19 protein-coding genes and 7 tRNA genes are annotated in these 20,658 nt (G+C 49.0%); 7 read left to right on the top strand and 19 right to left on the bottom strand.

All coding sequences use genetic code 11. The annotated features are described in order from the left end of the window. Window positions 1–123: 123 nt before the first annotated feature. The 18 genes from ESM_RS0106615 to cydA all read right to left on the bottom strand — a co-directional run bounded on the left by ESM_RS0106615 (window position 124) and on the right by cydA (window position 9,921). A tRNA-Lys gene (locus tag ESM_RS0106615) sits at window positions 124–199 on the bottom strand. A gap of 33 nt (window positions 200–232) precedes the next feature. Further along, window positions 233–308: transfer RNA gene (locus ESM_RS0106610), tRNA-Lys, on the bottom strand. A 48-nt stretch (window positions 309–356) separates the two neighbouring features. Continuing rightward, a tRNA-Lys gene (locus tag ESM_RS0106605) sits at window positions 357–432 on the bottom strand. A gap of 3 nt (window positions 433–435) precedes the next feature. Further along, a tRNA-Val gene (locus ESM_RS0106600) sits at window positions 436–511 on the bottom strand. Between the two features lie 51 nt (window positions 512–562). After that, a tRNA-Lys gene (locus ESM_RS0106595) sits at window positions 563–638 on the bottom strand. Window positions 639–640: 2 nt separating this feature from the next. Further along, window positions 641–716 (bottom strand) — tRNA-Val (locus tag ESM_RS0106590). A gap of 35 nt (window positions 717–751) precedes the next feature. Next, a tRNA-Lys gene (locus ESM_RS0106585) sits at window positions 752–827 on the bottom strand. A 164-nt stretch (window positions 828–991) separates the two neighbouring features. Then, window positions 992–1,780: a cell division protein CpoB gene (gene cpoB / locus ESM_RS0106580; RefSeq protein WP_000097584.1), complete on the bottom strand. Its 789-nt coding sequence runs from the start codon at window positions 1,778–1,780 to the stop codon at window positions 992–994. A 9-nt stretch (window positions 1,781–1,789) separates the two neighbouring features. Then, window positions 1,790–2,311, bottom strand: a complete 522-nt coding sequence (pal, locus tag ESM_RS0106575) for a peptidoglycan-associated lipoprotein Pal (RefSeq protein ID WP_001295306.1) — start codon at window positions 2,309–2,311, stop codon at window positions 1,790–1,792. Window positions 2,312–2,345: 34 nt separating this feature from the next. Continuing rightward, entirely contained in the window at window positions 2,346–3,638 is a 1,293-nt protein-coding gene (tolB, locus tag ESM_RS0106570) for a Tol-Pal system beta propeller repeat protein TolB (protein ID WP_010352214.1), read from the bottom strand. Between the two features lie 132 nt (window positions 3,639–3,770). Next, the gene (tolA, locus tag ESM_RS0106565; protein WP_000030703.1) at window positions 3,771–5,036 is read right to left on the bottom strand and encodes a cell envelope integrity protein TolA; all 1,266 of its coding nucleotides are present in this window, start codon (window positions 5,034–5,036) and stop codon (window positions 3,771–3,773) included. A gap of 64 nt (window positions 5,037–5,100) precedes the next feature. Next, window positions 5,101–5,529 (bottom strand): colicin uptake protein TolR, encoded by a 429-nt coding sequence (gene tolR / locus ESM_RS0106560; protein WP_000090096.1) that lies wholly within the window; start codon window positions 5,527–5,529, stop codon window positions 5,101–5,103. Window positions 5,530–5,532: 3 nt separating this feature from the next. Next, a complete protein-coding gene (gene tolQ / locus ESM_RS0106555; RefSeq protein ID WP_000131311.1) occupies window positions 5,533–6,225 on the bottom strand; it encodes a Tol-Pal system protein TolQ in 693 nt (230 codons plus the stop codon). Then, window positions 6,222–6,626, bottom strand: a complete 405-nt coding sequence (gene ybgC / locus ESM_RS0106550) for a tol-pal system-associated acyl-CoA thioesterase (RefSeq protein WP_001098372.1) — start codon at window positions 6,624–6,626, stop codon at window positions 6,222–6,224. The genes tolQ and ybgC overlap by 4 nt, the downstream gene beginning before the upstream one ends. Window positions 6,627–6,776: 150 nt before the next feature. Beyond that, window positions 6,777–7,070 (bottom strand): cyd operon protein YbgE, encoded by a 294-nt coding sequence (gene ybgE, locus ESM_RS0106545; protein WP_000034596.1) that lies wholly within the window; start codon window positions 7,068–7,070, stop codon window positions 6,777–6,779. After that, complete coding sequence (cydX, locus tag ESM_RS01000000124215) at window positions 7,070–7,183, bottom strand: cytochrome bd-I oxidase subunit CydX (protein WP_000270283.1); 114 nt, start codon at window positions 7,181–7,183, stop codon at window positions 7,070–7,072. Before cydX ends, ybgE begins: the two co-directional genes overlap by 1 nt. Before the next feature lie 14 nt (window positions 7,184–7,197). After that, window positions 7,198–8,337, bottom strand: coding sequence for a cytochrome d ubiquinol oxidase subunit II (cydB, locus tag ESM_RS0106535; RefSeq protein WP_000568263.1), 1,140 nt, complete (start codon window positions 8,335–8,337; stop codon window positions 7,198–7,200). Window positions 8,338–8,352: 15 nt separating this feature from the next. Next, a complete protein-coding gene (cydA, locus tag ESM_RS0106530) occupies window positions 8,353–9,921 on the bottom strand; it encodes a cytochrome ubiquinol oxidase subunit I (protein WP_001516006.1) in 1,569 nt (522 codons plus the stop codon). Window positions 9,922–11,308: 1,387 nt separating this feature from the next. On the opposite strand from cydA, the gene glmS reads away from it, so the two are divergent. From glmS to ESM_RS0106495, 7 genes are all read left to right on the top strand, one after another. Beyond that, the gene (glmS, locus tag ESM_RS0106525; protein WP_000710399.1) at window positions 11,309–11,758 is read left to right on the top strand and encodes a methylaspartate mutase subunit S; all 450 of its coding nucleotides are present in this window, start codon (window positions 11,309–11,311) and stop codon (window positions 11,756–11,758) included. Then, window positions 11,758–13,146, top strand: a complete 1,389-nt coding sequence (glmL, locus tag ESM_RS0106520; RefSeq protein WP_001167704.1) for a methylaspartate mutase accessory protein GlmL — start codon at window positions 11,758–11,760, stop codon at window positions 13,144–13,146. The genes glmS and glmL overlap by 1 nt, the downstream gene beginning before the upstream one ends. Window positions 13,147–13,164: 18 nt before the next feature. Continuing rightward, window positions 13,165–14,610, top strand: a complete 1,446-nt coding sequence (locus ESM_RS0106515) for a methylaspartate mutase subunit E (protein WP_000423332.1) — start codon at window positions 13,165–13,167, stop codon at window positions 14,608–14,610. Further along, window positions 14,610–15,851: a methylaspartate ammonia-lyase gene (locus ESM_RS0106510; protein WP_000695017.1), complete on the top strand. Its 1,242-nt coding sequence runs from the start codon at window positions 14,610–14,612 to the stop codon at window positions 15,849–15,851. The genes ESM_RS0106515 and ESM_RS0106510 overlap by 1 nt, the downstream gene beginning before the upstream one ends. A 3-nt stretch (window positions 15,852–15,854) precedes the next feature. Further along, complete coding sequence (locus tag ESM_RS0106505) at window positions 15,855–17,225, top strand: acyclic terpene utilization AtuA family protein (RefSeq protein WP_000101359.1); 1,371 nt, start codon at window positions 15,855–15,857, stop codon at window positions 17,223–17,225. Next, window positions 17,222–17,539 carry a DUF4387 domain-containing protein gene (locus ESM_RS0106500; protein WP_000813902.1) on the top strand — a complete coding sequence of 106 codons (318 nt, stop codon included), beginning with the start codon at window positions 17,222–17,224 and terminating at the stop codon, window positions 17,537–17,539. The genes ESM_RS0106505 and ESM_RS0106500 overlap by 4 nt, the downstream gene beginning before the upstream one ends. Window positions 17,540–17,823: 284 nt before the next feature. Further along, window positions 17,824–19,476: a class I fumarate hydratase gene (locus ESM_RS0106495; protein WP_000042551.1), complete on the top strand. Its 1,653-nt coding sequence runs from the start codon at window positions 17,824–17,826 to the stop codon at window positions 19,474–19,476. A gap of 167 nt (window positions 19,477–19,643) precedes the next feature. Here the strand turns inward: ESM_RS0106495 and ESM_RS0106490 are convergent, their stop codons facing one another. Further along, complete coding sequence (locus ESM_RS0106490) at window positions 19,644–20,549, bottom strand: LysR family transcriptional regulator (RefSeq protein WP_001214252.1); 906 nt, start codon at window positions 20,547–20,549, stop codon at window positions 19,644–19,646. Between the last annotated feature and the right edge of the window lie 109 nt (window positions 20,550–20,658).

Below are 20,658 nucleotides of genomic sequence, written 5' to 3'. Positions count from 1 at the left end.
TGCAACGCTTTGCGCTTATCCGACCTACATAAGGTTATTCACTCATCAAGCGTGGGAACTTACGAATTAAAATCGAGGGATGTTAAGATAGCAAAAAGGCACCTTTAGGGTGCCTTTTCACATTGGTGGGTCGTGCAGGATTCGAACCTGCGACCAATTGATTAAAAGTCAACTGCTCTACCAACTGAGCTAACGACCCCTTGCGGGATTATACTGCTTTAATCATTCAGGATGGTGGGTCGTGCAGGATTCGAACCTGCGACCAATTGATTAAAAGTCAACTGCTCTACCAACTGAGCTAACGACCCATACGGGTGTTACCTGAAAGATTTTTACTCGGTGCCAATTATTAAAATTGGTGGGTCGTGCAGGATTCGAACCTGCGACCAATTGATTAAAAGTCAACTGCTCTACCAACTGAGCTAACGACCCGAGTGGTGGGTGATGACGGGATCGAACCGCCGACCCCCTCCTTGTAAGGGAGGTGCTCTCCCAGCTGAGCTAATCACCCGATACTGCGCTGGATACTACTAACTGTTTCCACCTAACCCACCATAATTAGTGGTGGGTCGTGCAGGATTCGAACCTGCGACCAATTGATTAAAAGTCAACTGCTCTACCAACTGAGCTAACGACCCGGTGGTGGGTGATGACGGGATCGAACCGCCGACCCCCTCCTTGTAAGGGAGGTGCTCTCCCAGCTGAGCTAATCACCCGATACTACGCTGGATACTACAACTAACTATGCTAGTGGTGGGTCGTGCAGGATTCGAACCTGCGACCAATTGATTAAAAGTCAACTGCTCTACCAACTGAGCTAACGACCCACTTTAGTGTTGCTTTCGGTTTGTTTGATATCCCGTGGCAACGGCGGCATATATTACTGATTTCAGATTTGAGCGCAACAAAAATTTCGATGTAGATCACTCAACTGCTTATGATTCGCACGACACGACCAGAAATAATGCGACTTCTGGTCGCGTGTTATGCATTACATGGCGTTCAGACGTTTTTGTGCCTGTTTGGCGCCATCAGTACCAGGGTACTTACTGATAACCTGTTGGTACACGGCTTTCGCTTTCGCAGTGTCACCTTTGTCCTGCATGATGACGCCGACCTTAAACATCGCATCTGCAGCCTTCGGTGACTTCGGATAGTTTTTCACTACCGAAGCAAAATAGTACGCCGCATCATCTTTCTTACCCTTGTTGTAGTTTAACTGACCCAGCCAATAATTGGCGTTTGGCAGGTAAGTTGAATCAGGATAATTTTTGATGAAATTCTGAAATGCCACCATCGCATCATCCTGGCGGGATTTATCCTGCACCAGTGCAATAGCTGCATTGTAATCAGTGTTTGCATCACCGCTTTTCACCGGCGCGCCAGCACTCGCAGTACCAGCATCAGCCGTTGGCGTTGTTGCCGCCGCCCCGCTTTGCTCAACGCTGGCAGATTGCGTCGCTGCACCACCGCTGCTGAGGCTATCGATCTGCAACAGGATCTGCTTTTGCCGCTCCACGACCTGATTTAGTTGATACTGATTTTCCTGAATTTGACCACGCAGGGAATCAATATCGGACTGATTATCGGAGAGTTGCTGCTGGAGTTGAGTTAAAAGCTGACTGTGAGCATTAGAAATACGCTCAAGTTGAGTGACGCGGTCTTCGACCGAGCCTGAGCCGACACTACTGATTGGTGCCTGAGCAAAAGCGGCCCAGGGGGCCGCTATACCAACCAGTAACGACAGACTCAATAGTTGATGTCTGAAGTTACTGCTCATGCAATTCTCTTAGTAAACCAGTACCGCACGACGGTTTTTGGAGTATGCCGCTTCGTCATGGCCCAGTACTGCAGGTTTTTCTTTACCGTAAGAAACGATGGAGATCTGGTCAGCAGAAACACCTTTACCCTGCAGGTACATCTTAACGGCGTTCGCACGACGTTCACCCAGGGAGATGTTGTATTCCGGAGTACCACGTTCGTCCGCGTGACCTTCTACGGTGACTTTGTAAGACGGGTTGCTACGCAGGAAGTTTGCGTGTGCATCCAGCATTTGAGCGAAATCAGAACGGATATCGTATTTGTCCAGATCGAAGTAAACGATATTATTCTGCTGTAGCTGTTGCATTTGCAGACGAGCCTGCTCTTCGGAAGACATGTTGCCGTTACCGCCGTTCGCATCCATACCAGTGCCGGCACCCAGCATGCCTTCGCTGCCGTCATTGCTGGCGTTCTTGTTGGAAGAACATGCCGCAATTGCCATAACAGGCAGAGCAATCATCAGCCCTTTCAGCACTTTGTTCAGTTGCATTTCAATGATTCCTTTACTATTCAATTAATTATTATCACAGATACGGCGACCAGGCAGGGAATTTGACCTGTCCATCAGTTGCCGGAAGACGCGCTTTGAAACGCCCATCTGTAGAAACCAAATTCAGCACGGATCCCATCCCCTGAGAAGAGCTGTAGATTACCATAGTGCCGTTAGGTGCCAGACTTGGCGTTTCATCCAGGAACGTTGACGACAGAACTTGTACGCCTCCCGTTACCAGATCTTGTTTGGCAATGTGCTGCTGCCCACCATTGGAGCTGACCATTACCATAAATTTACCGTCGCTGCTGACATCCGCATCCTGGTTCTGCGAACCTTCCCAGGTAATACGTTGTGGCGCACCGCCGTTGATATTCACTTTATAAACCTGCGGACGACCTGCCTGGTCAGAAGTAAATGCCAGGTTCTGGCTATCCGGGAACCAGGTCGGTTCAGTGTTGTTGCTACGGCCATCAGTCACCTGACGAATCTGACCAGAAGCTAAATCCATTACGTACAGGTTCAGGCTACCCGTTTTAGACAGGGCAAACGCCAGTTTGCTGCCATCCGGTGAGAACGCTGGCGCACCGTTGTGACGCGGGAATGAAGCCACCTGACGCACAGCGCCATTTGCCAGCGTCTGGATAACCAGCGCGGAACGACCGCTTTCGAAGGTGACATATGCCAGTTTAGAACCGTCTGGTGACCACGCCGGAGACATCAGCGGCTGCGGAGAACGGTGAACCACAAACTGGTTGTAGCCATCGTAGTCAGATACGCGCAATTCGTACGGGAACTGACCACCGTTGGTCTGAACAACGTAGGCAATACGAGTACGGAACGCACCCTTAATGCCGGTCAGTTTTTCAAACACTTCGTCACTGGCGGTATGGCCAGCATAACGCAGCCATTGCTTGTTAACTTTATATGAGTTCTGAGCAAGTACAGTACCCGGAGCACCACCGGTATCAACTAGCTGATAAGCAACATTGTAAGAGCCGTCCGGGTTCGGAGTGACCTGACCTACAACCACAGCGTCAATACCCAGTGCAGACCATGCTGCGGGTTGAACTTCCTGCGCGCTACCCGGCTGCTGTGGCAGACGAGCGCGATCTAACGGGTTAAATTTACCGCTGTTACGCAAGTCAGCAGCAACGATGCCGCCAATATCTTCAGGTGCCGCACCAGGCCCTGCCCACTGGAAAGGAACGACACCAATAGGACGACCGGAATCTACACCACTGTCGATCACAATGCGGACTTCAGCGTGCAGAACTGACGCCCACAGTATGAGAAAACCAAATGCTACTCGTAATGCCTGCTTCATCATATCTCCCTTATCCGGACAGATAGTCCACGATAATTTAGCAGAATGTTAACAAACTCAAATACACAAAACTACCAGAACCCCGCGACAACCGATGTCTGATATTAACCGCCGTGACGGCCAACATCGCGATTACGGCTTGAAGTCCAATGGTGCGTTTTTGAACACTTCATATACTGCCTGGCTTGGTGGTTTCGGGATCTTCGCAAGTTTAGCTGCTGCCAGTGCAGCCTGACAAAGTGCGGGATCGCCACCTTCAGGTTTGATATCCAGTAACATGCCATCTGGTGCCAGTTTTATGCGCAGCGTACAGGTTTTGCCTGCATAAGACGATGCGTCATAAAACTTACTTTCGATAGCAGATTTAATCTGCCCGGCATAGTTATTGATATCTGCACCTGATGCGCCATTGTTTTTAGTATTACCACTCCCGGCAGGCGAAGCATTGTTCCCTTTCGCCCCACCACCGGTTTTCGGTGCATTCTTACCAGAGCTTAGCTCACCGAAGATATCATCTGCCTCTGCGGCCGCTTTAGCTGCAGCGGCTTTTTCAGCAGCCGCTTTTGCCGCTGCTGCTTTCTTCTCGGCTGCGGCTTTCTCTGCTGCTGCTTTCTTATCAGCTGCAGCTTTCTCTGCCGCTGCTTTCTTATCAGCCGCAGCTTTCTCTGCCGCTGCTTTCTTATCAGCCGCAGCCTTTTCAGCAGCCGCTTTCTTCTCAGCTTCAGCCTTCGCTTTTTCAACAGCTTCAGCCGCTGCTTTCTTTCTTGCTTCAGCAGCGGCGGCTTCTGCAGCTTCGGCTTTCTTCTTCAGTGCCGCAGCAGCTTTGGCGGCTTCAGCCTCAGCTTTCTTCTGCGCTTCGGCTGCGGCTTTGGCAGCTTCTGCTTCCGCTTTTTTCTTCGCATCCGCAGCCGCTTTCTTCGCCGCTTCGGCTGCTGCTTTGGCATCCGCTTCGGCCTTCGCTTTAGCATCTGCCGCAGCTTTCGCTGCCGCTTCTTCCGCTTGCTTCTGCTTTAACTCAGCCTGTTTGGCGGCGTCTTCAGCCTGCTTTTTCTGTTCCTGAGCAGCTAACCGCTCTTTCTCAAGTTGCTTCAGGCGTTCCTGTTCAGCCGCTTGCTTTTCACGGAGTTCTTCGGCTGCCTGCTGTTCCTTAATCTTGCGCTGCTCTTCGGAACGCTTCGCGCTTGACTCCTGGCTTTGCATGCGTTTGTACTGCTCAACTACCGCACCTGAATCAACCATTACGGCGTCGATAGACGAACCACCGCCACCTCCGGCTGAAGCTTCTATATTCTCATCGAACGAACTCCAGATCAGCGCCGCAAATAAGATGACATGCAGCACTGCTGAAATAATTATCGCCCGTTTGAGCTTGTCGTTTTGTTCGGTTGCCTTTGACACTCTCGGTTCCCAAAAACTGTTCGCCTGTTACCCGCTCTCTTTCAAGCAAGGGAAACGCAGATGCTTAGATAGGCTGCGTCATTAAACCAACCGATTTCACACCCGCACTGTGTAACAAGTTCAGCGCTTTAATTATTTCATCGTAAGGCACATCTTTTGCGCCACCGATCAGAAAGACCGTTTTCGGATTAGCCTTGAAACGGCTGGAGATTTCTGCCACCACCTGCTCTGGAGGTAAACGCTCCAGGCGATCTTTCTCAACCACCACGGTGTACTGACCAATACCAGATACTTCAACTATCACTGGCGGATTATCGTTACTACTCACTGCCTGCGATTCAGTAGCGTCTGGCAGATCGACCTCCACACTCTGGGTAATGATGGGTGCTGTCGCCATAAAGATCAGCAACAGCACCAGCAGTACATCCAGCAACGGTACGATGTTGATTTCGGACTTGAGATCGCGACGACCTCGTCCACGCGCTCTGGCCATGGCTTACCCCTTGTTGCTCTCGCTAACGGTAAACGCCTGGCGGTGCAGAATCGCAGTAAACTCTTCCATAAAGTTATCGTAATTCAGTTCCAGTTTGTTTACGCGTTGGTTAAGACGGTTGTAAGCCATAACCGCCGGAATAGCGGCGAACAGACCGATTGCCGTGGCAATCAACGCTTCTGCGATACCGGGAGCCACCATTTGCAGTGTTGCCTGCTTCACCGCACCAAGGGCAATAAAAGCGTGCATGATCCCCCAGACTGTACCAAACAAACCGATATACGGGCTGATAGAACCCACCGTACCGAGAAACGGAATGTGTGTTTCCAGATTTTCCAGCTCACGATTCATAGAGATACGCATCGCACGTGCAGCCCCTTCCACCACTGCTTCCGGCGCATGGCTGTTGGCACGATGCAGGCGCACAAATTCTTTGAACCCGCTGTAAAAGATTTGTTCCGACCCAGTGAGATTATCCCGTTTTCCCTGGCTCTCCTGATAGAGGCGAGAAAGTTCGATTCCAGACCAGAATTTATCTTCAAACGCTTCGGCTTCACGCGCTGCAGCGTTAAGAATACGGGTCCGCTGGATAATAATGGCCCAGGATGCGATTGAAAAACCAATCAAAATCAACATGATAAGTTTAACCAGAAGGCTAGCCTTCAGGAACAAATCAAGGATATTCATGTCAGTCACTGCTTAAACTCCGCGACAATAGACTTAGGAAGCGCACGAGGCTTCATTTTGAGTGGGTCAACGCAAACAATCAGAACCTCGGCTTCATTCAGCAGAGTATTCTCGGCGTTGACAATACGTTGCGTGAAAACCAAAGAGGTGCCACGCATTGATGTTATTTCAGTCTGTATTTCGAGCATATCGTCGAGCCGTGCAGGTGCGTAATATTCCACCGTCATTTTACGCACCACGAAGGCAACACGTTCAGCCATCAGTGCCTGTTGGCTAAAGTGATGGTGGCGCAGCATCTCTGTGCGTGCTCTTTCATAAAAAGCGATGTAACTGGCATGGTACACCACACCACCGGCATCAGTATCTTCATAATAGACACGAACCGGCCATCGAAACAGCGTTGTATTCACTTTACATCCCGGTAATGCAACAAAAGTTAGAACTTTTAAACGCTGCTACTATACGCGTGCGATTGAGGTTTGGGAATGAGGGTAAGTTAAGGGAGCGTAAAAAATTTATGGACCCTCAACGGCCCATAAATTTTTAAAGAGAATTCTGATTTAAAAGAAGAAGAAAATCAGCCCTACAATGAGAACAAGATCAGCAAGCAATGGGCAAAAAATCCCTTTCCAAAGAACCTTCTGCGGACGAAACCCCACGCCGTGAATAACGCCTGCGCAGACGGCCCACATCAGCAATAATCCATGCCAGATTTCCAGCTCACTGGTCTTCGCGGCAAAACGTGATGGGTCCCAAAACATACATCCTGCTAACAGAAGCGCCATCACGAAGGAAAGCGCCCTCAGAGGGCGCTTGTCCATTACCGCATACAAGGTTGCGATAATCTTACTCATCAACTGTCTTCTTGACCGGCTTTGCCTGATTCGACGTGCTCAAGCGCCAGCGCGGTAATTACCCCAAATGAACAGGCAAGAAGCGTTCCCAGAATCCATGCGAAATACCACATTTTTAGCTCCTTACTTAGTACAGAGAGTGGGTGTTACGTTCAATATCTTCTTTGGTGATACGTCCGAACATTTTCCAGTAACACCAGGCGGTGTAGAGCAGAATGATCGGCACCAGAACCACCGCAACCCAGGTCATGACGTTAAGCGTCAGTTGGCTGGAAGTTGCATCCCACATTGTCAGACTTGCATTCATCATGGTGCTGGACGGCATTACAAACGGGAACATTGCAATACCCGCAGTCAGAATGATGCAGGCCAGTGTCAGAGAAGAGAACACAAACGCCCACGCGGCTTTATCCATACGCGCAGTCAGGATAGTCAGCAGTGGTAGAACCACCCCCAGAGCCGGAATAGCCCACAGAATTGGCGTGTTGTTGAAGTTCAACAGCCATGCACCAGCTTCACGAACCACTTCTTTATTCAGCGGGTTAGATGCTGCGTAATGGTCCATTGTCGACTTCACAACATAACCGTCGATACCGTACATCACCCATACGCCAGCCAGTGCGAAGCACACCAGCGTTACCAGCGCCGCCACCTGAGCCGTTGCACGGGTACGCAGGTGCAGTTCACCAACGGTGCGCATTTGCAGATAGGTTGCACCCTGAGTGATGATCATCCCGACGCTTACCACACCAGCCAGCAGGCCGAACGGATTGAGCAGTTGGAAGAAGTTACCGGTGTAGTACAGACGGAGATATTCATCAACATTGAACGGTACACCCTGCAACAGGTTACCGAACGCCACGCCAATCACCAGCGGCGGAACGAAGCTACCAATGAAGATGCCCCAGTCCCACATGTTACGCCAGCGGGTTTCTTCAATCTTGGAACGGTAATCAAAACCGACCGGACGGAAGAACAAAGATGCCAGCACGAGGATCATCGCGACATAGAAGCCGGAAAACGCAGCGGCATAGACCATCGGCCAGGCAGCAAATAATGCGCCGCCAGCAGTGATCAGCCAAACCTGGTTACCGTCCCAGTGTGGGGCGATGGAGTTAATCATAATTCGACGCTCGGTGTCGTTACGACCGAGGAAACGGGTGAGCATGCCCACCCCCATGTCGAAACCGTCAGTGACTGCAAAACCAATCAGCAGAATGCCAACCAGCAGCCACCAGATAAAACGCAATACTTCATAATCGATCATTTGACGACTCCTGTCTTAGCGTGCCGGCTGAGTAGTCGTGGAAGACTGCTCAAAGTGATAGCGACCGGTTTTCAGGCTGCTTGGGCCGAGGCGTGCAAACTTGAACATTAAGAACATTTCTGCCACCAGGAACAGGGTATACAGGCCGCAAATCAGAACCATAGAGAAGATGAGATCGCCTGCAGTCAGCGACGAGTTCGCCACTGCGGTAGGCAGCACCTCACCGATAGCCCACGGTTGACGACCATATTCGGCAACAAACCAGCCCGCTTCTACAGCGATCCACGGCAGCGGAATACCGTACAGCGCGGCGCGCAGCAGCCATTTTTTCTCACCGATACGGTTGCGGATTACGCTCCAGAAGGAGAGCGCGATAATTGCCAGCAGCAGGAAGCCACACGCCACCATGATGCGGAACGCGAAGTACAGCGGTGCTACACGTGGAATAGAGTCTTTGGTTGCCTGTTGAATCTGCGCTTCAGTCGCATCCGCCACATTCGGCGTATAGCGTTTCAGCAGCAGACCATAACCGAGATCTTTCTTCATGCTATTGAACTGATCGCGTACAGCCTGGTCGGTAGAACCAGAACGCAGTTGCTCAAGCAGAGAGTACGCTTTCATCCCGTTACGGATACGTTCTTCGTGCTGCACCATCAGCTCTTTCAGGCCGATAACCGGCGTATCCACAGAACGTGTAGCGATGATACCCAGCGCATAAGGGATCTGGATTGCAAATTTGTTCGTCTGCTCTTCCTGATCAGGAATACCGAACAGAGTAAAGGCAGCAGGCGCAGGTTGAGTTTCCCACTCGGCTTCAATAGCAGCCAGTTTGGTTTTCTGCACGTCACCCATTTCGTAACCGGATTCATCACCCAGAACAATAACGGACAGAACAGCAGCCATACCGAAGCTTGCAGCGATAGCAAAGGAGCGTTTTGCGAAGGCGAAGTCACGGCCTTTCAGCATATACCATGCGCTGATACCGAGGATGAACATCGCGCCAGTCACATAACCAGACGCAACAGTGTGAACGAATTTCACCTGAGCAACCGGGTTAAGCACCAGCTCGGAGAAGCTCACCATCTCCATACGCATAGTTTCGAAATTGAAATCGGACGCGATTGGGTTTTGCATCCAGCCGTTCGCAACCAGAATCCACAGTGCGGACAGGTTTGAACCGAGCGCCACCAGCCAGGTGACACACATATGCTGAACTTTACCCAGACGATCCCAACCGAAGAAGAACAGACCTACAAAGGTGGATTCGAGGAAGAAGGCCATCAGACCTTCGATTGCCAGCGGCGCACCGAAGATATCCCCTACATAGTGAGAATAATAAGACCAGTTAGTTCCGAACTGGAACTCCATGGTTAAACCGGTTGCCACACCCAGAGCAAAGTTGATACCAAACAACTTGCCCCAGAACTTTGTCATATCTTTATAAATCTGTTTGCCGGAAAGGACGTAGACCGTTTCCATGATGGCCAGCAGGAACGCCATACCGAGCGTCAGTGGCACAAAAAGGAAGTGGTACATCGCGGTCAAGGCAAACTGTAAGCGCGACAGTTCGACTATATCTAACATCATGACTCCTTGCTCATCGCATGAAGACTCCGAGAGTGAACCCCGTTAGAAAGGGTCACACGCATGCCCCAATACAAAATTATTTGCTCGCCCCTATCGTTGCCATTTCATCAAAAGAGGAAAAGACAATGATAAAAAGTTACAAACATGTTAATGAATAAACCAAATTGATCCCGCAATTATATTACGCCGCAAAATCCTTACAATAAACAGGTTTTTATTGAACAAATTTGCATTTTTCGACAGTGATCAATTTATAGCGAAATTGTCACCATCTCACCAATTTGATCTACGACAATTTATCGTGTTTTGCAGATTTTTTTCAAGAATTAAAAATTGATTTATATCAAAATCAATCAGATATGTTAATTATGTGTGAATTAGAGATTGTTGGTAATTTTATTGTTAACACATTGTAAACCATAAATGCATAATTATTATCGCAATGGAGAGATATAGATAAAAAACCAGTATTTTATTTAACAGAGCTGCTTTATCGACTTTTTATAATACTAATTAGTTAGAGTAGCCAATTTGTTGCCATTTTACATAACATATTTTTATCAAAGTTAATCGATTGTTGTCTTTATGAGCACATCCCTATGAGTCCATTATTTTATTGTTTCTCTGGTAATAATCACTTATAGGAATAGATGTATTGGGTATAGTCAGGCGGGACGAAAATTTTTTAAGCGAAATTATAGGGTATAGGTATTTTCCCGCTCTTGTCCTCTACGATTAATTCAGCAATTAACAATTAAGAAAAATAGCAGGTAATTCAGCAAGTAAGTCTACCGCAGGCTGTTATATATAGAATATTGTTATTCATTTAACAGCAACACGAAACAACGAAGTGGGATTGTAAGTGAGTGTTATAAAACTCCAGATTCCTTCGAACAATACGTTACCCTGCCTCTAAAAAATACTCCTATGGCGTAAAGTTGATTAGCTCCAACGAATGGCATAAACCTGTGCAGGATATTAACTACTTGTTACTTACAACATTATTTTTACAATTCTGCGTTAAGCCAGAAGCGAATAGTATTGGATACATACATCAAACTTTTTTAATTGCCTTTATAGGGGTTAAAAGTGTGCCCAAAATGCAAATTAGATGTTGATCACAATTATATCAACATATTAGATCAATAGAATTTAAAAAAAATTAAAATCAATGGCGCAAGGCATCGCAATGCATTGAATTTTCTCACCTATTTAAACACACATTATAAACAAGCATTTTACGAAAGATATTTTGAAAATAGATCAATTGCATCCTAATGACTGGGCAAAGAAACTCCAGTGATATTAAGCATGTGCCGTTATGTATGGCCATAAATACAACGTGTGTAACTTATTTTACTCTCTGTCTTACAAAGGATTACCCATGAAGAAAGCAACACTTGTGATTGGCGTTATTGGCGCTGACTGCCATGCAGTAGGCAATAAAGTTCTGGATCGTGTTTTTACCACCCATGACTTCAGGGTCATTAATCTGGGCGTTATGGTCAGCCAGGACGAATATATTGATGCCGCCATTGAAACTGGCGCTAACGCGATTGTGGTTTCCTCTATCTATGGTCATGGCGATATCGACTGTCTGGGCATGCGTGAACGCTGCATCGAGCGCGGGCTGGGTGACATTCTGCTTTATGTGGGCGGTAACCTGGTGGTGGGTAAACATGACTTCGCTGACGTGGAAATCAAATTCAAAGAAATGGGTTTTGATCGCGTCTTCGCCCCCAGCCATGACTTAGAAGATGTCTGCCAACTGATGACCAACGATATCAACCAACGTCATGGCGTAGAAATACACATTCTCGAAGAGGCAATCTGATGCAAATTGTCTCTGTCGATATTGGATCGACGTGGACCAAAGCAGCCCTCTTCACTCGGGAGGGGGACGCGTTAACGTTGGTTAACCACGTTCTGACTCCAACCACCACGCACCATCTGGCGGAAGGTTTTTTCTCCAGCCTGAACCAGGTGTTAAACGTAGATAATGCCCTCCCCCTGTTAAACTGCGGTGAGGTTGCATTGAAGTATTCCTCCTCAGCCAAAGGGGGACTGGCGGTCGCTGCAATGGGGTTAGTGCCTTCTATCACCCTGGAAACTGCGAAAGTAACCGCTCACTCTGCTGGCGCTAAAATCACGCAATATTACGCCTATAAGCTGAACCGCCGTGATATTCAGGCGCTGGAAGAGACACCGCCAGACATCCTGTTGTTCACCGGCGGCACCGACGGCGGTGAAGAAAGTTACGGACTGAATAACGCCCGCGTGCTGGCAGAATCAAAACTCGACTGCGCCATTATTTATGCCGGAAACAGGGATATTCAGGATGAAGTGCAAGCCATCCTTGGGCATAAAGAGCTGACTATCGTCGATAACGTCCTGCCTGACCTTGACCATCCAACCCCTTTGGCCGCGCGTCAGGCCATCTGCGACATTTTTCTCAAACGTATTGTTAAAGGAAAAGGACTGGATGTCATTGTTGATGAAACGGGCGAAGAACCGATGCCGACACCGTGGACGGTCTATGAGTTGGTAAAGGCCATCAGCAATGTAAATAGTCACTGGAAAGAGTTCATTCTTCTCGACATGGGCGGCGCAACCACCGACGTCTATTCCGCCTGCATTAATCATCTCGCGCCAGATACCGTTTTGCACGGCGTACCAGAACCATTCATAAAACGAACCGTAGAAGGCGATCTGGGGATGCGCGTCTCGGCGGCGGTGGTTGGTGAAAACGCAAAAGACTTAGTCAATATGATCTTTGCTCAGCAACCCATGCAGCAGGAGGCTTTTTATCATTACCTTCGTCATTTGGCCGCTCATCCCGAATACTTACCCGCTAACACAGAAGAAAAATATTTCGATGCTGTGCTGGCCGGGCTGTGCGTGGGTTACGCCACAGAACGTCATGCGGGCACCAAAAAAGAAGTCTGCACCTGCGTCGGTAATGTTGATTTACAAATGGGACGCGACCTTACCACCGTGCACAAAGTCATCGGCTCCGGTGGATGGCTGTCGCGCGCCAGCCAGTTTGATATTCATCACTGGCTGAAGTACCGCGAGTTAAACGACGACGGCAAACGCATTCTCTTACCGACTCAATTTGAATATTACCGTGATTCACAGGGGCTATTTCCACTGCTGGCAAACGTCGCCAGAGTAGACCCGCAAGCCGCTGCGCTCACCAGTATTCAATGCTTAACCCTATAACAATTAAGGCAGCAACCAATGGAACTTCGAAACAAGAAATTAACCCATGAAGAATTCATGGCCGAGCGGCAACAGGTACTGAAAACCTGGGAAACTGGCAAGGACGTTGAAAAATTCGAAGATGGCGTTAAATACCAACAAACCATTCCTGAACATAAACGCTTCTCCCTTGCCCTGCTGAAAGCAGACCTGGAAGGTAAAACACTTAGCCAGCCGCGCGCTGGCGTGGCGCTGATGGACGAACACATTGAACTACTGAAAACACTACAAGAAGAGTGCGATCTGCTGCCGAGCACCATTGATGCCTACACCCGTCTGAATCGTTACGAAGAAGCGGCGGTGGGCATTAAGAAGTCCATCGAAGCCGGAACATCTAAACTGAACGGTTTACCGGTGGTTAACCACGGTGTCGCAGCGTGCCGCCGTCTGACCGAAACCCTGCAAAAACCGTTACAGATCCGCCACGGCACGCCAGATGCGCGCCTGCTGGCTGAAATCTCAATGGCCAGTGGCTTCACCAGTTATGAAGGCGGCGGCATTTCCTACAATATTCCGTATGCCAAACGTGTAACGCTGGAAAAATCTATCCGCGACTGGCAGTACTGCGACCGCTTAATGGGGTTGTATGAAGAACATGGCATTCGTATCAACCGCGAACCATTTGGCCCACTGACTGGAACGCTGATCCCGCCATTTATCTCGCACTCTGTTGCGATTATCGAGGGCCTGTTGGCGTTGGAACAAGGCGTAAAATCTATCACTGTTGGTTATGGCCAGGTCGGCTGCCTGACACAAGATATTGCGGCGATCCGGTCTCTACGTGAACTCGCGCACGAATACTTCCAAAACAATGGTTATACGGACTACGAGTTAAGTACGGTGTTCCACCAGTGGATGGGCGGTTTTCCGGAAGACGAATCGAAAGCGTTCGCCATTATCTCCTGGGGCGCGGCGGTAGCAGGCATGTCGGGCGCAACTAAAGTTATCACCAAAAGCCCACATGAAGCATGGGGTATACCTACCGCCGCCGCCAACGTGCAGGGGCTGAAAGCCTCCCGTCAAATGCTCAATATGGTCAGCGATCAAAAATTCCCGCCATGCCCTGTGGTTGAACTGGAAATTGAGCTGATTAAAAGTGAAGTTCGTGCCGTCCTGAATAAAGTGTTCGAACTGGGCAATGGTGATATCGCGCGCGGTACAGTGCTGGCTTTTGAAGCGGGTGTACTGGATGTACCCTTTGCGCCAGCCGCCTGCAACGCGGGCAAACTTCTTCCGGTTCGTGACAACACCGGGGCTATCCGCGTACTTGAAGCCGGAGCCGTTCCTCTGCCAAAAGAGATTCTTGACCTCCATCACGATTACGTTGCCGAACGCGCACGCGTTGAAGGACGCCAACCGACATTCCAGATGGTTGTAGATGACATCAATGCCGTATCCCACAGCAAATTAATAGGAAGACCATAATGAAAATAAAACAGGCCCTTTTCACCGCTGGTTACTCATCGTTCTATTTCGACGACCAGCAGGCGATAAAAAACGGAGCGGGTCATGACGGCTTTTTTTATACCGGGGAGCCAGTAACGCCCGGTTTTAGCGCTGTGCGCCAGGCCGGGGAGTGCGTTTCAGTTCAGTTGATTCTGGAAAACGGTGCCGTCGCCGTCGGTGACTGTGCTGCTGTTCAATACTCCGGAGCTGGTGGCCGCGATCCACTATTCCTTGCTGAACACTTTATTCCGTTCCTCAACACGCATATCAAACCTTTGCTGGAAGGTCGCGATGTGGACGCATTCCTGCCGAATGCCCGTTTCTTCGACAAACTGCGTATTGACGGCAACCTGCTGCACACTGCCGTGCGTTATGGTTTATCGCAGGCATTACTTGACGCCACCGCGCTGGCAACCGGTCGCCTGAAAACCGAGGTCGTTTGTGCCGAATGGCAATTACCCTGCGTAGCGGAATCCATTCCGTTATTTGGTCAAAGCGGTGACGACCGTTACATCGCTGTGGATAAAATGATCCTTAAAGGCGTCGATGTCCTGCCACATGCATTGATTAATAACGTTGAAGAGAAGCTGGGCTATAAAGGTGAAAAACTACGCGAATATATCCGTTGGCTGGCGGATCGCATTTTGGGCAAACGCACCAGCGCACGCTATCGCCCTACCCTGCACATTGACGTTTACGGCACTATCGGTCTGATCTTCGATATGGATCCGGTGCGCTGCGCCCAATACATCGCCAGTCTGGAAGACGAAGCACAAGGTTTGCCACTGTACATTGAAGGTCCTGTCGATGCCGGTAATAAACCTGATCAAATTCGCTTGTTAACCGCCATCACCAAAGAGCTGACGCGCCTCGGTTCCGGCGTGAAAATTGTCGCTGACGAGTGGTGTAACACCTACCAGGATATCGTTGATTTCACCGATGCAGGCAGTTGTCATATGGTGCAAATTAAAACGCCGGATCTTGGCGGTGTTCATAACATCGTTGACGCAGTGTTGTATTGCAACAAACACGGGATGGAAGCCTACCAGGGCGGCACCTGCAACGAAACAGAGATCAGCGCCCGCACCTGTGTGCACGTTGCGCTGGCCGCACGCCCAATGCGTATGCTGGTCAAGCCAGGGATGGGTTTCGACGAAGGCCTCAACATCGTCTTCAACGAAATGAATCGTACTATCGCACTGTTGCAGGCTAAGGGATAACAGATGGCTCGTAAATTCAAAGTGTTATCGCCAACAGCCATTCTTGGTTATGGTTTCCCGGAAGAAAGTTTTAATAAGGCGATGGAAGAATCTCCGGATCTGATCGCCGTTGACGCCGGTTCATCTGACCCAGGTCCCCATTACCTGGGGGCGGGTAAAGCCTTTACCGACCGGGCGGGCGTCAAACGCGACCTGCGTTACATGATAACCGCTGGCGTGAAGAACAACATTCCGGTGGTAATCGGTACGGCAGGCGGCTCCGGCGCGGCCCCACATCTGGAGTGGTGCCGTGAAATTATTCATGAAATTGCGCAAGAAGAAAAACTCTCGTTCTCGATGGCGCTGATTCCTGCTGACGTCGACAAAGCACTCGTCCACGAAGCGCTGGATAATGGCAAAATCACGGCGCTGGATTTTGTCCCGGCATTAACCCATGAAGCAATCGACGAAAGTACCTACATTGTGGCGCAAATGGGGATCGAGCCTTTCCAGCGGGCGCTGAAAGCAGGCGCTCAGGTGGTTCTGGGTGGGCGCGCTTACGACCCGGCCTGCTTTGCCGCACTGCCTATCATGCAGGGGTTTGACGAAGGGCTGGCGCTGCACTGCGGGAAAATCCTTGAGTGCGCGGCCATTGCCGCAACGCCTGGCTCCGGTTCAGACTGTGCAATGGGTATCATTGACGACAACGGCTTTACGCTGAAGACATTTAATCCACAGCGTAAATTTACCGAAACGTCCGCCGCCGCGCATACGTTGTATGAGAAATCTGATCCGTACTTCCTGCCTGGACCTGGCGGCGTACTGAATCTAAAGAGCTGTACATTTAAAGCGGTCAATGATGGCGAAGTGTATGTCAGCGGTTCAAAACATGAAGAAACGCCGTATGCCCTGAAACTGGAAGGCGCCCGTCGGGTTGGCTTCCGCTGCCTGACCATTGCCGGGACCCGCGATCCTATTATGATTGCCGGGATCGACAAAATTATCGAAGAAGTGAAAGCAAGCGTAGCGAGTAACCTTTCGCTGGACGATGACAGCATCCGCATTACATTCCACCTGTACGGAAAAAATGGCGTCATGGGTGCTCATGAGCCCACGCAAACTGCCGGGCACGAACTGGGGATCCTGCTGGATGTCGTCGCGCCAACTCAGGAGATTGCCAATAGCGTTTGCTCGCTGGTGCGTTCAACCATGTTGCACTATGGCTATGAAAATCGCATCGCTACCGCAGGTAACCTCGCCTTCCCGTTCTCGCCCTCAGATGTACAGGCTGGGCCGGTATATGAGTTCTCGATCTATCACCTGATTGAAGCCAACGACGCACTGCGTTTTGATTTCCACATCGAACAGGTGACGCCGGAAGGAGTTCAGGCATGAAACAGTCAATTCGTTCACTGGCGCAGGTGATCCGCTCCAAAAACGCCGGACCCTATGAACTGGTTTTAGATATTTTATTTAAAACGAAAGAAAACTATGAGCGAGTTAAATCATCTGGGCAATTAACCCCAGAACTGGTGGCTGGCTTATATCATGTTGAACCTGAATTTATTCATCGTATTGTCTGGTTTGATCCTTCTAATGCAGTAAAAATCGTCATGCCACGAGATATTATCTCCGGAAATGTGGGTGATAGTGATGTTTATGGTGCACAGCAACACGCACCTTTATTAAGTATTCATTTTGATATTTAATAATTAATATTGTTTAGATTATCAACCTCATAAATGTACCTGCACAGATTTATTCATGACAGGTACATTTATCTAAATATATCACTAAAATAAATTGCGAAGCATGCTGGTATTATCACATCTTAAATAATGGGTGAACTACGTCCCTCTAAAAATCACACGTAATTAAACAAAAAATGCTTAAGTAAATACCGAATGACAACGTGATATAAACATCCAGCTCCTGCTGGAAAAATGGCCTGTCTTAGCATTCGGTAAAAATAACCACAACGTGAGAAGAGATCATGTCTAAACCATTCGTCTGGCAGGATCCGTTTTTGCAAGATAAAGACGGTACAGAATATAAATTAATTAGCGATCAACATATTATGGTAACGAAGTTAGACGGTGAAGACGTAATAAAAGTCGCCCCTGACGCGTTAACGTTGCTTGCCCGACAGGCATTTTATGAAGCCTCTTTTTTCTTACGCTCTGCTCATTTGCAACAGGTCGCCAGCATTCTTAACGATCCGCAAGCCAGCAGTAATGACAAATACGTGGCCTTGCAGTTACTGCGAAATGCAGAGGTCTCGGCAAAGGGAATATTACCCAACTGTCAGGACACAGGCACAGCAACGATTGTTGCCAGCAAGGGACAACATATCTGGACCGGGTGCAATGATGCTGAAGCCCTGAGCAAAGGTATTTACAGCACTTTCCAGGAAAATAATCTGCGTTTTTCGCAAAATGCGCCACTGGATATGTATACCGAGATGAATACCCAAACCAATCTCCCGGCGCAGATTGATATCAGCGCCGTACCCGGCGACGAATACCATTTTCTGTGTGTTAATAAAGGGGGAGGCTCCGCCAATAAAGCCGCGCTTTATCAGGAAACAAAATCTCTCCTGCAACCGGAAAAACTGACCGCATTTTTAATTGAAAAAATGAAATCGCTGGGCACCGCCGCCTGTCCGCCCTACCATATCGCCTTTGTCGTCGGAGGACTTTCTGCCGATCAGGCGTTAAAAGTCGCCAAACTGGCTTCAACGAAATACTACGATAATCTGCCCACCAGCGGAAACGAGCAGGGACAAGCATTCCGCGATGTTGAACTGGAAAAAACATTGCTCGACGCCAGCCAGCAATTTGGTATTGGTGCTCAGTTTGGTGGCAAATATTTCGCTCATGATATTCGTGTTATTCGTCTGCCACGCCACGGCGGCTCCTGCCCAATTGCCATGGCGCTCTCCTGTTCCGCCGATCGCAATATTAAGGCCAAAATTAACAAACACGGTATCTGGCTGGAAAAACTCGAACATAATCCGGGGCAATATATTCCTGTATCAATGCGGGAAGAAAATCGCACGCATCATATGCATCTCGATCTGAATCGTCCATTGCGTGACGTGATGCAAGATCTCGCCACGTTACCGGTCGGCACCCGCGTGTCGTTAAGTGGGCCAATCGTGGTGGCGCGCGATATCGCCCACGCAAAAATTAAAGAGCGACTGGATAACGGTGAACCGATGCCGGATTACCTGAAACATCATGTTGTCTATTACGCAGGGCCGGCGAAAACACCAGAAAACATGGCCTGCGGTTCATTGGGGCCAACCACTGGCGGTCGAATGGACGGTTATGTCGATACCTTTCAGGCAGCGGGCGGCAGTCTGGTCATGTTGTCGAAAGGCAACCGCAGCCAGCAGGTCACCGATGCCTGTCACAAACATGGCGGCTTTAATCTGGGAAGTATTGGCGGTGCGGCGGCGTTACTGGCGCAAGAATATGTCAAAAGCCTTCGCTGTCTGGAATACCCGGAGCTGGGCATGGAAGCCGTGTGGATGATGGAAGTTGAAAATCTGCCCGCATTCATTCTGGTGGATGATAAAGGCAATAATTTCTTTAGCCAGTTTGAGCAGCAACACCGCTGTGCCAGTTGCCCTGCGGGGCATTAATGAAAGTGAATGTTACGCTTTAGTCGTGCTGGGTGAGCTGATCTTTATGCTGGCTTACCATTTTCTGGATACTGAAGAGGTGAACGCCTCACTGCAAAATTGCCCCGTCAGGCACAACCAGGTCTCGACGGTTAATATCTGCGCCTGGCATTTCGCCAGGCGTAGGTTTACATCTCCTCCGGCACCACCGATTTTGCCAGCAACCACTCACGAAAGAGCTGCAAGTGCGGATATTCAGCCTTCTCTTCCCGCCACGTCATAATGAAGCGATTACCGGTAAGAATGGGCACATCGCACGGGATCACCATATCACCACTATCTAAATCGTGTTGGATAGCGAACCGCGGCAGCAATGCCACGCCGAGATTAGAGCGCACGGCGGCAATCAGCATCGAAAGCAAATCGAAACGCGGCCCATTATTGACCAGCGGACTGCTAACGCCCGATAGCGCAAACCACTCTTCCCAGCCAGTAATACGGGTGCTCTGATGCAGAAGAGGTAGCTCACTAAGTAGTTCTGCAACGGACAGCTTTTGATCGGGCAGTGAAAGCAAACTGCCGCTGCATACTGGCAGAATCTCTTCCTCAAAGAGATATTCTACCTTCGACCAGGGGGCGCAAAAATTTTCGCGCATAATGACAGCATCGTATTCCCGATTAAGAAAATCCCCGTTATTGGCTAATGAGTGGATATTGACAATAATATCGGGATACAATTTATTGAACTCACGTAAATTGGGGATCAACCAGTGCGTGCTGAAGGTAGGATTGACAGCAAGCTCAATAACCTGAACCGTGGGTTGCCAGGTCATGATTGTATTTGTGTCACGTTCCAGTTTATTCAATGTTTCTTTAACAATTCCCAGATAATATTTACCGGCATCATTAAGGAATATTCTTTTTTTAGAATGCGCAAATAATGATATATGTAAAAACTCTTCCAGTGCGCTAACTTGTCTGAATACTGCACTTTGGGTTAACGCCAACTCCTCTGCTGCTCTGGTATAACTTTCATGACGTGCGACTACCTCAAAAGTCACCAGCAATTCCGTTTTGGGTATTTTTCCTCTCATAATGCCGTCCCTTAAAAATAGTTTAAACTATCAAAAATACATTACTTATTACTAAGTAATGGTAACCAAAGCAGCAATAAATAAATTATAAGTATCATGATTGATATTT

The organism is Escherichia sp. TW09308, assembly GCF_000208565.1.
In the GTDB taxonomy this organism is placed as follows: domain Bacteria; phylum Pseudomonadota; class Gammaproteobacteria; order Enterobacterales; family Enterobacteriaceae; genus Escherichia; species Escherichia marmotae.
The sequence above is the reverse complement of the archived record's forward strand: the minus strand, read 5'-3'. Positions and strand labels throughout refer to the sequence as shown.

Coding starts and splice junctions, on each gene's coding strand:
- cpoB (WP_000097584.1), bottom strand. CDS start 1,780: ATGAGCAGTAACTTCAGACATCAACTATTGAGTCTGTCGTTACTGGTT.
- pal (WP_001295306.1), bottom strand. CDS start 2,311: ATGCAACTGAACAAAGTGCTGAAAGGGCTGATGATTGCTCTGCCTGTT.
- tolB (WP_010352214.1), bottom strand. CDS start 3,638: ATGAAGCAGGCATTACGAGTAGCATTTGGTTTTCTCATACTGTGGGCG.
- tolR (WP_000090096.1), bottom strand. CDS start 5,529: ATGGCCAGAGCGCGTGGACGAGGTCGTCGCGATCTCAAGTCCGAAATC.
- ybgE (WP_000034596.1), bottom strand. CDS start 7,070: ATGAGTAAGATTATCGCAACCTTGTATGCGGTAATGGACAAGCGCCCT.
- cydX (WP_000270283.1), bottom strand. CDS start 7,183: ATGTGGTATTTCGCATGGATTCTGGGAACGCTTCTTGCCTGTTCATTT.
- cydB (WP_000568263.1), bottom strand. CDS start 8,337: ATGATCGATTATGAAGTATTGCGTTTTATCTGGTGGCTGCTGGTTGGC.
- cydA (WP_001516006.1), bottom strand. CDS start 9,921: ATGTTAGATATAGTCGAACTGTCGCGCTTACAGTTTGCCTTGACCGCG.
- glmS (WP_000710399.1), top strand. CDS start 11,309: ATGAAGAAAGCAACACTTGTGATTGGCGTTATTGGCGCTGACTGCCAT.
- glmL (WP_001167704.1), top strand. CDS start 11,758: ATGCAAATTGTCTCTGTCGATATTGGATCGACGTGGACCAAAGCAGCC.
- ESM_RS0106515 (WP_000423332.1), top strand. CDS start 13,165: ATGGAACTTCGAAACAAGAAATTAACCCATGAAGAATTCATGGCCGAG.
- ESM_RS0106510 (WP_000695017.1), top strand. CDS start 14,610: ATGAAAATAAAACAGGCCCTTTTCACCGCTGGTTACTCATCGTTCTAT.
- ESM_RS0106505 (WP_000101359.1), top strand. CDS start 15,855: ATGGCTCGTAAATTCAAAGTGTTATCGCCAACAGCCATTCTTGGTTAT.
- ESM_RS0106500 (WP_000813902.1), top strand. CDS start 17,222: ATGAAACAGTCAATTCGTTCACTGGCGCAGGTGATCCGCTCCAAAAAC.
- ESM_RS0106495 (WP_000042551.1), top strand. CDS start 17,824: ATGTCTAAACCATTCGTCTGGCAGGATCCGTTTTTGCAAGATAAAGAC.
- ESM_RS0106490 (WP_001214252.1), bottom strand. CDS start 20,549: ATGAGAGGAAAAATACCCAAAACGGAATTGCTGGTGACTTTTGAGGTA.